This window comes from Pelomicrobium sp. (genome assembly GCF_036803785.1).
Classification (GTDB): domain Bacteria; phylum Pseudomonadota; class Gammaproteobacteria; order Burkholderiales; family UBA6910; genus Pelomicrobium.
Window position 1 is genome coordinate 7,295 of record NZ_DAIRTR010000006.1, and the last position, 12,236, is coordinate 19,530.

Here is a 12,236-nt window from a genome sequence, read left to right on the forward strand (position 1 = left end):
GACCGCGCCCGCGGCGAGTTTCCCCTGCACGTGGACACCCTCGCGCCGACGAAGAATTAGACCTTCGCCGCGACGCATGCAGGAAGCGCTTGCCCCCTGCAAGAGAGGCGAGCGTGGGCCTGCGTTCAGCGGCCCTGTAGCGGAATTCCGTTAGAATGTTTCCTGCCGGCTGCCATTCCTCCAAAGCGCCCGAAGCCAGGGTCGATGAACGAGTACAAGTACACCGAATACTTCGAAAAAGAGGTCCTGCGCAAACGTCCCTATCTAAAAAAAGAGTGGTGCATCTATGTCATCGAGAACGCCGTTCGCTCGGAGCCGCAGGAGCGCAATCGCTACCGTTTCTGGGCGCCCGTTCCAGAGTTCGGAAACCGCTACTTGCGGGTAATCACCCTAGAGGATAAGGTAACGATTCACAACGCTTTTCCAGACCGGGACTTCGAACCATGAAGCTCAATTACCATCCGGAAACCGACTCTTTGTACATCGACCTGTCCGAACGGCCCAGCGTCGAGAGCCGCGAAATTTCGCAGGGTATCGTTCTTGATTACGATGCCGACGGCAGGCTCGTCGGTATAGATATCGACAATGCCAGTCACAAGGTGGATTTGGAGAAGCTCATCCTCAACAAACTGCCCGGTGAGGTTGAAACAACCAGCGCGTAAATCCCGTTCCCCGCTTAACCCAGGTATACCTCATGTTCCGCGCCCGGCTGCTGGACCTGGACTTCCGCCCGGGCGAAGAGAGCCTGGAGGTGAAACTCTTCACCGAGCCCGAAGTGCCCTGGAACGCCCTCGCCTTCCGCACCATCCACGCCACCTTGAGCCACTACTTCGCCGACCGCGCCCGCGGCGAGTTTCCCCTGCACGTGGACACCCTCGCGCCGACGAAGAGCTAGGCTGTCGCTGGCAGCCCACCCCGGCTGGCAAGCGCCACGTCGATTTCCGTAAAAAAACCGCGGTATGATAGGCCTTGCGCCTGTAGAGCATGAGGCGGCCTGAGCCGGGCCAGTGCGATTCGCCCCCTCCCAGAGGGCGGGAGGTCGTGGGTTTTTCATCACCACCGGCAAGCGTACCCTCTGGTCCTCCTTAGGTAGAGGACGACGAACCCTCTACCGGGGCAAAAAGAGCGTTCGGTCTGCAGCCCACCCGCGGGCGCAAGGGAGGATGCCGTGGTGCAACGCACGGGGGCAGAAGCCGCCGGGGATGCCCTGGCCGAAGGCCGCATCCGCTTGCCCCAGTATCTGTTCATCCTGGCCCAGCTCGGGCTGCTCACGCTTCTGCTGCGCCAGTTCCAGATCGAAAGCCCGGCATTCCTGCGGCTTGCCCTCCTCGCCTTCGCCGGCTTTGCCATTCACGCCCTGCTGCCCCTGCGACTGCGGCTACCCTTCTTCCTCGCGCTTTCCATGGCCGGGATCGTGGTGGCGCTGGATCTTTCCCATGGGTTGTGGCTCGTGGCGATCGGCCTGCTCCTCATCGGCATTTGCCACTTGCCAGTGTCATTCCTCCTCCGCGGCGCGCTGCTCGTCGCAGCAGGGGGGGTGCTCGCGGCGCTGCGGGCCAAGTGGCTTGAGGGTCCTGTGTCCGACGCCGTATGGCCCATCCTCGGCTCCATGTTCATGTTCCGGCTGATCGTCTACTTCTACGATCTGCGCCACGACACGGCGCCGGCCTCGCCGGTACGCACCCTGTCCTATTTCTTCATGCTGCCGAACGCCTGCTTTCCGCTCTTTCCGGTAGTGGATTACAAGGCGTTCCGGCGCAATTACTTCGACGACGACGCGTACTGCATCTACCAGGTGGGCATCGACTGGATGCTGCGGGGCGTCATCCACCTAATCCTGTACCGCTTCGTCTATTACTACCTCACCCTGGCCCCTTCGGAAGTGACCGGTCCGGACACTTTGATGCAATACCTGGTGGCGAATTTTCTTCTCTATCTGCGGGTGTCCGGGCTATTCCATCTGATCGTGGGCATGCTCTACCTCTTCGGCTTTCGCCTGCCCGAGACCCATCACCGCTATCTTCTCGCTGCCAGCTTCACCGACTTCTGGCGGCGCATCAACATCTACTGGAAAGATTTCATGCAGAAGGTCTTCTACTACCCGGCGGTGTTCAAGCTTCGAGGCCTGGGCGCCACCCAGGCGATGGTGCTCGCCACCCTGTACGTCTTCTTCCTCACCTGGTTCCTGCATGCCTACCAGTGGTTCTGGCTGCGGGGGACCGCCCTGCTCGCGTGGCAGGACATTCTGTTCTGGATGGTCCTGGGCATCCTGGTGGTCCTGAACGGCCTCCACGAAATCAAGCACGGCCGCAGCCGCAGTCTGGCCCAATCCGTCCAGACCTGGCGCAGCCTCGGCGCCACCACCCTCAAGACCTTCGCCATCTTTTGGTGCCTCTGTGTGCTGTGGTCCTTCTGGACGGCGGAGTCCATTCCCGAATGGCTGTCCCTGTGGGCGGCCCTGGGGGGCGAGCCGAGCTGGAAAACGCTCGCCATTCCCGCCCTGGTGCTGGGGGTGATCCTGCTGGGCAGCATCGAGCGCGGCGGGGTACGCAACACCCGCGCCTCGCAACAGCAGACAAGGCTTTGGCTGCGGGCCCGAGTGGCCACCGTGGCTGCCATGGTGGCGCTGGTGGGCATCGGCATCGAAGGGGTCCATTCCCAGCTCGGCACCGAGGTGGCCACCACCATCCATTCCCTGCGCTCCGGGCGCTTGAGCCGCCTGGACGTGGCGAAGCTCGAGCGCGGCTACTATGAAAACCTGCTTTCGGTGGAGCGGTTCAATTCTCAGCTCTGGGAGGTATACACGAAGCGGCCGGCCAACTGGCTAGACGTACAAGGGGCGAATCTCAAACGCTTCAGCGGCGGCTTCGCTCAGGGGGAGTTGATCCCTTCTTTCGTCTCCAAGACCAACTTCGGCACTATCAGCACCAACCGCTGGGGCATGCGGGATCGGGACTACGAGCAAACGCCGCCGCCCGGCACTTATCGCATCGCCCTGCTGGGCGCCTCATTGGTGATGGGCTGGGGCGTCAGCGACGGGGAGACCTTCGAGGCGCTGCTGGAAGAGCAGCTGAATCGGGACGCCGCCGCTGCCGGGCAGGGCACCATCGAAATCCTCAACTTCGGCGTTCCCGGCTATCAGCCGCCCCAGCAATTGGTGGCGCTCGAGAAGGCGCTCGGGTTCGGCCCGGATGCGGTGTTTTACGTGGCGACGGGCCGTGAGATCTCCCGCGCGGCGAGGTACATGGTGGAAGTGGTGCAAAAGGGCATCGAGATCCCGTACCCGCCGCTGCGGGAGCTCCTCGCTCAGGCGGGGCTTGAACAGGAGATGGACGAGGCCACCGCCCTCAAGCGGCTGGCGCCTCTGGGCCCAGAGATCCTTGGCCGGGTCTACCAGCACATCGTCGATCAATCCCGTGCGGCGGGAGCCGTCCCCGTGTGGGTATTCGTACCCCAGGTGCGGGAGGGCACCTGGCAAGAGGAGACGCCCGAGACCCTGCGCCGGGCGCGGGAGTCCGGTTTTCTCGTGATCGATCTCTCGGACGTCTACGAAAACCACGACATCGCCTCGATCCGCCTCGCGCAGTGGGACGATCACCCCAACCGGCGGGGCCACGAGCTGATTGCTGCCCGCCTGTACGAGGCGCTGCAGGCGCAGTGGCAAGCCATCTTCCATCCGCAGCGGCGAGCAGCGAGCAACCACTCATCGCCCGAGACCAGGGAGGCCCATTATGGCAGAGGACATCAAGAGCACCGTCAAGGAGTTCATCCTTAGGGAATTTCTGCCGGGAGAAGACCCCGACGCGCTGACCGACGGGACGCCCCTCATCACGGGAGGCGTGCTGGACTCCATCGCCACGCTGAAGCTGGTCCTGTTCATCGAGGAGCGCTTCGGGGTGACGCTCCAGGCCCACGAAACGGACCCGGAGCACTTGGATACCCTCGCCCAAATCACCTCCCTCATCCGTTCCAAGCAAGCTTAGGGAGCTGAAACCATGGAAACGCCTTACGTGTTGCACGATGCCTTCCTCCGCACCGCCGAGCGGCACCCGGACCGCATCGCCGTGGTGGAGCCGGGCGCAGGCGAGATGACCTATCGGGAGCTCGGCGGGCTTTCCAGCCGAGTCCGGGACCGGCTCCGGGCCCTGGGCGTGCGGCCGGGCGATCGGGTAGGAATTTATTTGCGCAAATCCATCGACGCGGTGGCGACCCTGTACGGGATCCTCCAGGCCGGGGCTGCCTACGTGCCGGTGGATCCCAGCGCGCCGCCCTCGCGCAATGCCTACATCCTGCACGATTGCGCGGTGCGGGCGGTGGTGCTGGAACGGCGCTTCCAGGAAAAGCTCCAGGCCGAGCTAGCCTCCTTGGGCGCCGCGCCCGCCTTACTCGTCCTGGAAGGAGCCGGGGGTGGCGTCGCCCTGGCACGAGCCCTGGAGCAGGCGGACGCCGTAGACCCGGCCCCGTCGACGGTGACGGCCATGCCCGCGCCCCACGATCTCGCCTATATCCTGTACACCTCCGGTTCCACGGGCAAACCCAAGGGGGTGATGCTATCCCACGAGAACGCAGTCAGCTTCGTGGACTGGTGCTCGGAAGTCTTCGAGCCGCAAGCGAGGGACCGTTTCTCCTCTCACGCACCCTTCCACTTCGACCTGTCCATCTTGGACATCCACGTGGCCCTGAAGCACGGCGCAGCCCTGGTCCTGGTGGCCGAGGACGTGGGTAAAGACCCTTTCCGGCTCGCGCCCCTGATCGCCGAGCAGCGCGTGAGTGTCTGGTATTCGGCCCCCTCCATCCTAAGTCTGCTGGCCCAGTATGGAAGCCTTTCGAGCGGGGACTATTCCGCGCTGCGCCTGGTGCTCTTCGCCGGCGAGGTCTTCCCGGTGAAGCACCTGCGCACCCTCACCCAGCTATGGCCCCACCCGAGGTACTTCAATCTCTACGGACCCACCGAAACCAACGTGTGCACCTTCTACGAGGTGCCGCTGCCGATTCCCGAGGAGCGCACTGCCCCCTTCCCCATCGGGCGCGTCTGCTCCCACCTGCGGGGCAAGGTAGTGGACGCAGACGGGCACGAGGTCGGGCAGGGGGAGGAAGGGGAGCTGTGCATTAGCGGGCGGGGCGTGATGCAGGGCTACTGGGGCCTGCCCGAACGCAGCGCCACGGCGTTCCTCACCGACGAGCATGGTCTGCGGTGGTACAAAACGGGCGACATCGTGGTGCAAAGGGATGATGGGAACTACGTCTACCTCGGGCGGCGCGATCGCATGGTGAAGCGGCGCGGCTATCGGGTCGAGCTGGGAGAGATCGAGGCGGGGCTTTACCGCCATCCCCTCATCCGGGAGGTGGCGGTGGTCGCCCTTCCCGACGAGGAGGCGGGGGTCAAGCTCAAGGCCTTCCTGAGCTGCCGCGGAGCCGAACGCCCCTCCCTCCTCGAGCTCAAGCGCTTCTGCAGCGAGGTCCTTCCCGCCTATATGATTCCCGATCACTTCGTCTGGTGCGAAGCGCTGCCCAAGACCTCCACCGACAAAGTCGACTACCAGCGATTGAAGGAAATGGTCTGATGGACTTCTCCTTCTCCGAAGAGCAGAAGCTGCTGCGCGAGAGCATCGTCAAATTCGCCCAGCGGGAATTGAACCCGGGCGTCACCCAGCGGGACCGGGAGCAAACCTTCTCCCGGGAGCTGTGGCGCAAGTGCGCCAGGATCGGCCTCCCGGGGCTTCCAGTGCCCGAAGACTACGGCGGCAGCGGCCTAGACTCCCTGTCCTGCGCCATCGCCCTGGAAGCGTTGGGCTACGGCTGCCGCGACGGAGGCTTGAGTTTTTCTTTGTGCGCCCACCTGCTCGCCTGCGTCGTACCCCTCATGACCCACGGGACCGAAGCCCAGAAGCGGCGTTACCTCCCCGGGCTGTGCGACGGAACCTTGATCGGCATGCATGCCATCACCGAGCCCGGCTCCGGCTCGGATTCCTTCGCCATGCGCACCCGGGCCGAGCGCTGCGGCGCGGGCTGGCGCTTGGACGGGACCAAGAGCTTCATCTCCAACGCGCCGGTGGGGGACCTGGCGGTCGTCTTCGCCGTGACCGACCCCGCCAAGGGATTCCACGGCGGCGTGACCGCCTTCCTGGTGGAGAGGACAACGCCCGGCTTTTTCGCCGGCAGGAAGCTCGAGAAGCTGGGCTTGCGCACCTCCCCCGTGGGTGAGCTGGTGTTCCAGGATGCCCGAGTTCCCGAGGACGCCGTCCTTGGCACCGTCGGAGGAGGCGCGGCGGTCTTTTCCACCGCCATGGACTGGGAGCGCATCCTGCTGGTGGCGTGCCACCTGGGCACCATGGAGCGCTTGCTGGAGACCTGCGTCACCTACGCCCGGACCCGCTCCCAGTTCGGCCAGCCCATCGGCAAGTTCCAGGCGGTCGCCCACAAGATCGCCGACATGAAGGTGCATCTGGAGGCCGCTCGCGCCCTCACCTACCGCTCCGCCTGGCGCCTCGCCCATCTGCGCAGCGCCTCCCTGGACGCGTCCATCACCAAACTATTCGTGAGCGAAGCCCTGGTCCGCACGGCCCTCGACGCAGTGCAGGTGCACGGCGGTTACGGGTTCATGACGGAATATGAAGTGGAGCGGGCCCTGCGGGACGCCGTGGGCAGTACCCTCTACTCGGGCACGTCCGAAATGCAGCGCAACATCATCGCCCGTTGGCTGGGGCTTTAGCGGAAGGCGGCTTCATACCGCCCGCAGGGCGTCCACGATATCGAGCCGGGCGGCCCGCAGCGCCGGCAGGAAGCCGCCAGCGAGGCCCATGAGGACGGAGAATAGGAGCGACTGGGCCACGATCCCGGGCGTCAGGGTGAAGCGGAAGGCGAGCTCCGAGAACGACTGCCAGTTGGTCGTGGATACGGTCACGAGCTGCATGAGGGAGGCGGCGGCGAGCCCCATCGCACCACCTGCCAGGGCGAGCGCCACGGATTCGGCCAGGAAGGCGGTCAGGATACTCCCGCGGCGAAAGCCCAAAGCCCGAAGGGTGCCGATCTCCCGGGTGCGGTTGGCCACAGCGGAATACATGGTCACCATGGCGCCAATCACCGCGCCGATGGAGAAGATGATCGAGAGGGTGAGCCCCAAAATGCGGATGAAATCGGCCAGGACCTGGGACTGGTCGGCGTAGAACTGGACCTCCCGCTTCGGCTCCACCGTGAGCCGCGGGTCGGTCTCGACACGGCGCTTGTAGGCGTCGAATCCGGCCGGGTCGGAGAGCTTGAGCACCACCGAGGAATAGGTGTTGCGGCGGAAGGCTTGCATGAGCTGATCGGCATCGCCCCACACCTCGGAATCGAAGCCCGTTCCCCCGGCATCGAAAATGCCCACTACCGTCCAGTCGCGCATGCCGAAGCGCAGCTGCTCGCCGAGGCCAGCGCCGACGAAGCGCTCGGCGATGGCGCGGCCGGCGATGATCTCGGAGGCGCCCGTGCGAAACAGCCGCCCCTCCACCAGTCGCACCTGGGGACGTAGCGCCAGCCCATGGCGCCCGACGCCCCGGATCACCACGTTGGAGGGATCGCCGCTCGCGCGCTTGGGGAGCGTGATCAGGACCACCGTCTCCCGGGAAGCGAAGGGAGCCCCGTCCGGAGCAAGGGCTACTTCCGGCTGGGCTTCCACGATCATGGCCTGTATGCGTTCCACCGAGCTTTGCACTTCGGTGCCTGCAGCGCGCCGGGTCACCACCACGTTGTCATAGGTTCCAGTGTCCACCAGCGTCGCCCGCAGGCCCGCCTCCAACATCAGCACCGTGGCGAACACGAACACCACGAGCGCCATGCCGCCCGCCGTGAGGGCCGTGGTGAGCCGCCGGGTACGGAGGTTACGAATCGAGTAGGAGAGGGGAACAGCCATGGCTTTCTAAGGGGACCTGGCTTCGATCACATTCCCTTCGTGGCAGTCCCTCATCTCATCCGACGTTACGCAGCCCCTCCGCCACGGGAACGCGGGCCGCCCGCCAGGCCGGAAGCACGGCCGCGAGCCCCCCCACCGCGCAGGCGCAGGCAAGCTGCAGGACCACCGTTGAGCCCGAGACTTCGAACACTGGGAACAGGGTGCCCATCGCCTGGGCGAAACGATGGGAGACCGGAAACGTGAGGGCGACTCCCAGCGTGCCGGCTGTCATAGCGATGGCCAGGGACTCGCCGAAGATAAGCCCCGCCAGGAAAGACGGGCGAAAACCCAAGGCCTTGAAAGTGGCGTACTCGCAGGCCCGCTCCCGGGCGGTCATGGCCATGGTGTTGGCCATGACCGCCAGGATGATGGCGATCACTACAAAGGAGACCACCCGGATCAGGATCAGGATCGCCTCCGTCATGGATACGAAGGAGAGCTGAAACGCCTGCTCGCTCTCGGTGCGGGTCTCGGCCAGGGAATTGCGGAAGAGAGCATCGATCGCCTCGGCCACGCGCGGCACGTCCTCGGCAGAGGCCACCTGCACCACGTAGACGCCCACCGTGTCCGAGCGGCGCTGGAGGCGCTCCCGCACGTACTCGTTGAGGTAAGTCCAATGGAAGAAGAACTGGGATTCGTCGGTGCGGGAATCCGCCCCTGTGTAGATGCCCCGCACCACGAACTGCCAGTTACCCGGGTAGATGGTGCCCTTGAGGGGCACCACGTCACCCACCCGAAAGCCGAAAGTCTCGGCCGTCTTGCGTCCCACGATGGCGCCGCGGCGGTCGCGTAGGAATTCCCGGAACTGCTCCTCCGGCACCCGGTATTCCGGGTACAAGCGGAAATAGGTCTGCGCGTCCACCGCGAACTGGGGGAAGAAGTTCTTCTCTGAGACGTAGACACCGCCGAACCAATTGGCGTGGGAGACGCCCGTGACCCCGGGAATGCTGCGGATCTTCGCCTGGTAGCTCAAGGGCAGGGGAAATACCAGGGAGATGGCGTTTCGGGTTACCAGCCGCGTGGCGGAAGCACTCGCCGCCCCCGCGTACCAGGCGTCCACGATGGTCTGCAGCAGTCCAAAGGCGACGATGGCCACTACAATACCCAGGGCAGTCAGCGCCGTGCGCAACTTGTGGCGCAGGGCGTTACGCAGAATGAGCTTGAGCGTATACACGCTATTGCAGCTCCCCCTTCTCCAGGTGCCGCACCAGGTGGGCTCGCTCGGCGGCCCGCTGGTCGTGGGTGACCATGACGATGGTCTTGCCCAGCTCCCCGTTCAAGCGGTTGAGCAGATCGAGCACTTCCCCGGCGGAAACCCGGTCCAGATCCCCGGTGGGCTCGTCGGCCACGATCAGGCTCGGGTCGGTGACGATGGCGCGGGCGATGGCCACCCGCTGCTGCTGACCGCCGGAGAGCTGGGCGGGATAATGGGCCAAGCGCTCCTCGAGCCCCACCAACGCGAGGGCGGCAGCCGCCCGCTCGCGCCGCTCCGACCCGGACAGCCCGGTCAAGAGCAGGGGCAGCTCCACGTTTTCCAGGGCCGTGAGCACCGGGATCAGATGGTAGAACTGGAAAATGAAACCCACGTGGGCGGCACGCCAATCGGCCAGCTCTGTTTCCGTAAGCCGAGTGATGTCCTCCCCCGCCACGATGATCCGGCCTTCGTCGGGTCGGTCGATGCCGGCGATCAGGTTGAGCAGGGTGCTTTTGCCCGATCCCGAAGGCCCCATGAGGGCGAGAAATTCGCCTTCGGGAACGTCAAGACTCACGTCGGTGAGTACGGGCAGAACGTGCCCATCGCGCCGGTAAGACTTGAAAAGATGCCGCACCTCCACCGCGTTGCGGCGCGGCCCTTCCGCACGTGTCTCTCCTGGGCCCATTTCAGGACCTCGCCACCGAAACCCGCGCCCCGTCGCGCAGGTCCCGGGGCGGGGATTTCACCACTGTCTGGCCTGCCACAAGCCCCCGGCGCACTTCCACCAGGTCGCCAATGGGCTCGCCCGTCTCCACGGGGGTGGCCACGGCCCGCCCGGAGGGGTCGATGACGAAGGCGAGGGTGCGGCCGCCCCGCTCGACGAGCGCTTCCCGCACCACCGCCAGCCGGGGCCTGCGCTCCTCCGGGGGCACCGGCTGGGACAGGAAGGCGACCCGGGCGCTCATGTCGGGTAGCACCCGGGGATCCAGCTCCACGAAGCCCACCTTCACCAGCACCGTGGCCTTGGAGCGGTCCACCGTGGGCACCATGCGCCGTACCACCCCGGCGAAACGGACCTCCGGCAAAGCGTCCAGTTGGATCTCGCACGCCTGCCCCACCGCTACTTTGGACAGGTTAGACTCCGAGACGTCCGCTTCCACCTCCAAGGTGCCCATGTCCGCCATGGACACCACCGCCCCCTTGGCCTCCGGCGACGGGTTGAAGGGAGAGACCACGTCGCCGATGTTGGCGTGCTTGACCAGCACCACCCCGTCGAAAGGCGCCCGGATCAAGGTCTGCTCCACGGCGATCTCGGCCGCGCGCAGCCCCGCCTGCGCGGCAACGATGGCGGCCTTCGCCCCAGTCACGGCCGCAGCCGCCTTGTCGCGACGCGCCACCGCCTGCTCCAGAGCCGCCCGGGAGACGAAATTCTTGGCCGCGAGATCCCGGGCACGCTCCAGGTCCCGCTCCGCGTCAGCCCACTCGGCCTGCGCCTGGTCCAAATTGGCGCGGGCCACCTGCAATTGGGCCGCCGCCTGGTCCCGGGCGGCCACCACGTCCCGATTCTCCAGCCGGGCGATGAGCTGGCCCGCTCTCACCTGGCTGCCTTCGGCTACCCCCAGCCACTCCAGGCGCCCGGTGGCCTTGGACGCTACCGCTGCCTTGCGCTGGGGAACCACGTAGCCGGTGGCGTTGAGCAGGGTGTATTTCTGGGAAGGGAAGACCTGGACCACTGTGGCGGCCTGCACCTCCACCCGTGCCTGAAAGAAGTACCAATAGCCCGCCGCTACGGCGGCGAGAACAAGGACGAGGAGCGTCGGCACGAGGCGCCGTCGACGACGCGGGGGCCGGCGGTCGATTTTTTTGAGGCGCTCCAGGTCTTGGCTGGGCACGGGCTTTCCGCAAGGTGGCGCGCAGAGGCCGCGCTTTCAAAAAAGGGCAGATTATGGCTCAGAACCGCAGCCGTCGGGTTGTCAGCGCAAGCGGCCGTGTGTTAAAAAGGGTAAGGCCCCGCCTCGCCGGGCCTACCCGCCTGATAACAAAGCAATCGCCGAAGACCGCCGGAGGAAACCGATGATCAGCACCCTACGCCTTGTCCTGTTCAGCTTTTCCCTCCTGGCCGCCGCGCCCGCCATCGCCCAGCAGCAGTTTATCAACGTCCTGACCGGCGGCACCGCCGGCATTTACTATCCCTTGGGTGTGGCCCTCTCCCAGATCTACACCAAGACCATTCCCGAAGCGAAGTCCACCGTGCAGTCCACCAAGGCCTCGGTGGAAAACCTGAACCTGCTCCAGGCCGGCCGCGGCGAGATCGCCTTCACCCTGGGGGACGCCTTGTCGGATGCCTGGAACGGCAACGAGGAGGCGGGCTTCAAAACACCCCTCAAAAAGCTGCGGGGGATCGCCGCCATCTACAACAACTACGTCCAGATCGTGGCGAGCGCCGAGTCCGGGATCAAATCCCTCGCCGACCTGAAGGGCAAGCGGGTCTCGGTGGGCGCCCCCAAGTCAGGCACGGAGCTGAACGCCCGGGCGATCTTCAAGGCCGCGGGTCTTTCCTACAAGGATCTGGGCAAGGTGGAATACCTCCCCTTCGGCGAGTCGGTGGAGCTGATCAAGAACCGCCAGCTCGACGCGACCCTTCAGTCCGCGGGGCTGGGCGTCGCCTCCATCCGGGATCTCGCCACCGCGGTGAAGATCGTGATCGTGCCGATCGCCCCCGAGGTGGTGGCCAAGGTGGGCGACCCGGCCTACCAGTCCGCCGTCATTCCCGCCGGCACCTACGAGGGCCAAACCCAAGACGTGCCCACCGCCGCCATTGCCAACTACCTGGTGACCCACGAGGGGGTGCCGACGGAACTGGTCTACAAGATGACCAAGGCCATGTTCGAACACCTGGACCAGATGGTGGCTGCCCACGCCGCCGCCAAGGGCATCCAGCTGCAAAACGCTCTAAAGGGCATGCCTGTGCCGCTCCATCCCGGGGCCGAGCGCTTCTACAAGGAGAAGGGGCTGATCAAGTAGCCACCCTGGAGAGGGGCTAGGCGGGGCGCAGCGCGGCCGGCGAGCCCTCCGGTCGCGCTGCGCCATATTCGCTTCCCGGGCGCGATC

Annotated in this window: 12 protein-coding genes; 8 read left to right on the plus strand and 4 right to left on the minus strand. The window is 65.5% G+C overall.

Going from position 1 to position 12,236, the window contains the following annotated elements; translation table 11 throughout:
* Positions 1-204: 204 nt before the first annotated feature.
* The 7 genes from V7Q81_RS01440 to V7Q81_RS01470 all read left to right on the plus strand — a co-directional run bounded on the left by V7Q81_RS01440 (position 205) and on the right by V7Q81_RS01470 (position 6,712).
* The gene (locus V7Q81_RS01440) at positions 205-447 is read left to right on the plus strand and encodes a hypothetical protein (protein WP_333839652.1); all 243 of its coding nucleotides are present in this window, start codon (positions 205-207) and stop codon (positions 445-447) included.
* A complete protein-coding gene (locus V7Q81_RS01445; protein ID WP_333839654.1) occupies positions 444-662 on the plus strand; it encodes a DUF2283 domain-containing protein in 219 nt (72 codons plus the stop codon). The genes V7Q81_RS01440 and V7Q81_RS01445 overlap by 4 nt, the downstream gene beginning before the upstream one ends.
* 32 nt (positions 663-694) lie before the next feature.
* Positions 695-895 (plus strand): hypothetical protein, encoded by a 201-nt coding sequence (locus tag V7Q81_RS01450; RefSeq protein WP_333839656.1) that lies wholly within the window; start codon positions 695-697, stop codon positions 893-895.
* Between the two features lie 273 nt (positions 896-1,168).
* Positions 1,169-3,775, plus strand: coding sequence for an SGNH/GDSL hydrolase family protein (locus V7Q81_RS01455; RefSeq protein WP_333839658.1), 2,607 nt, complete (start codon positions 1,169-1,171; stop codon positions 3,773-3,775).
* Positions 3,732-3,983: an acyl carrier protein gene (locus V7Q81_RS01460; RefSeq protein ID WP_333839660.1), complete on the plus strand. Its 252-nt coding sequence runs from the start codon at positions 3,732-3,734 to the stop codon at positions 3,981-3,983. The genes V7Q81_RS01455 and V7Q81_RS01460 overlap by 44 nt, the downstream gene beginning before the upstream one ends.
* Positions 3,984-3,995: 12 nt before the next feature.
* The gene (locus V7Q81_RS01465) at positions 3,996-5,564 is read left to right on the plus strand and encodes an amino acid adenylation domain-containing protein (RefSeq protein ID WP_333839662.1); all 1,569 of its coding nucleotides are present in this window, start codon (positions 3,996-3,998) and stop codon (positions 5,562-5,564) included.
* Complete coding sequence (locus tag V7Q81_RS01470) at positions 5,564-6,712, plus strand: acyl-CoA dehydrogenase family protein (protein ID WP_333839664.1); 1,149 nt, start codon at positions 5,564-5,566, stop codon at positions 6,710-6,712. Before V7Q81_RS01465 ends, V7Q81_RS01470 begins: the two co-directional genes overlap by 1 nt.
* Before the next feature lie 12 nt (positions 6,713-6,724).
* Here V7Q81_RS01470 and V7Q81_RS01475 read toward each other — a convergent pair whose 3' ends face one another.
* The 4 genes from V7Q81_RS01475 to V7Q81_RS01490 are packed head-to-tail and all read right to left on the minus strand — an operon-like array spanning position 6,725 to position 11,017.
* Entirely contained in the window at positions 6,725-7,891 is a 1,167-nt protein-coding gene (locus tag V7Q81_RS01475; RefSeq protein WP_333839665.1) for an ABC transporter permease, read from the minus strand.
* A 55-nt stretch (positions 7,892-7,946) separates the two neighbouring features.
* Positions 7,947-9,104 carry an ABC transporter permease gene (locus V7Q81_RS01480; RefSeq protein WP_333839667.1) on the minus strand — a complete coding sequence of 386 codons (1,158 nt, stop codon included), beginning with the start codon at positions 9,102-9,104 and terminating at the stop codon, positions 7,947-7,949.
* A gap of 1 nt (position 9,105) precedes the next feature.
* The gene (locus V7Q81_RS01485) at positions 9,106-9,810 is read right to left on the minus strand and encodes an ABC transporter ATP-binding protein (protein ID WP_333839669.1); all 705 of its coding nucleotides are present in this window, start codon (positions 9,808-9,810) and stop codon (positions 9,106-9,108) included.
* 1 nt (position 9,811) lies between these two features.
* Complete coding sequence (locus V7Q81_RS01490; RefSeq protein WP_333839671.1) at positions 9,812-11,017, minus strand: efflux RND transporter periplasmic adaptor subunit; 1,206 nt, start codon at positions 11,015-11,017, stop codon at positions 9,812-9,814.
* A 181-nt stretch (positions 11,018-11,198) separates the two neighbouring features.
* On the opposite strand from V7Q81_RS01490, the gene V7Q81_RS01495 reads away from it, so the two are divergent.
* Positions 11,199-12,149 (plus strand): TAXI family TRAP transporter solute-binding subunit, encoded by a 951-nt coding sequence (locus V7Q81_RS01495; RefSeq protein WP_333839673.1) that lies wholly within the window; start codon positions 11,199-11,201, stop codon positions 12,147-12,149.
* The last annotated feature ends 87 nt before the right edge of the window (positions 12,150-12,236 follow it).

What these genes read in the sequence shown, in the direction of transcription:
- V7Q81_RS01440 (WP_333839652.1), top strand. Translation starts at nt 205, where the DNA reads ATGAACGAGTACAAGTACACCGAATACTTCGAAAAAGAGGTCCTGCGC.
- V7Q81_RS01445 (WP_333839654.1), top strand. Translation starts at nt 444, where the DNA reads ATGAAGCTCAATTACCATCCGGAAACCGACTCTTTGTACATCGACCTG.
- V7Q81_RS01450 (WP_333839656.1), top strand. Translation starts at nt 695, where the DNA reads ATGTTCCGCGCCCGGCTGCTGGACCTGGACTTCCGCCCGGGCGAAGAG.
- V7Q81_RS01460 (WP_333839660.1), top strand. Translation starts at nt 3,732, where the DNA reads ATGGCAGAGGACATCAAGAGCACCGTCAAGGAGTTCATCCTTAGGGAA.
- V7Q81_RS01465 (WP_333839662.1), top strand. Translation starts at nt 3,996, where the DNA reads ATGGAAACGCCTTACGTGTTGCACGATGCCTTCCTCCGCACCGCCGAG.
- V7Q81_RS01470 (WP_333839664.1), top strand. Translation starts at nt 5,564, where the DNA reads ATGGACTTCTCCTTCTCCGAAGAGCAGAAGCTGCTGCGCGAGAGCATC.
- V7Q81_RS01475 (WP_333839665.1), bottom strand. Translation starts at nt 7,891, where the DNA reads ATGGCTGTTCCCCTCTCCTACTCGATTCGTAACCTCCGTACCCGGCGG.
- V7Q81_RS01485 (WP_333839669.1), bottom strand. Translation starts at nt 9,810, where the DNA reads ATGGGCCCAGGAGAGACACGTGCGGAAGGGCCGCGCCGCAACGCGGTG.
- V7Q81_RS01495 (WP_333839673.1), top strand. Translation starts at nt 11,199, where the DNA reads ATGATCAGCACCCTACGCCTTGTCCTGTTCAGCTTTTCCCTCCTGGCC.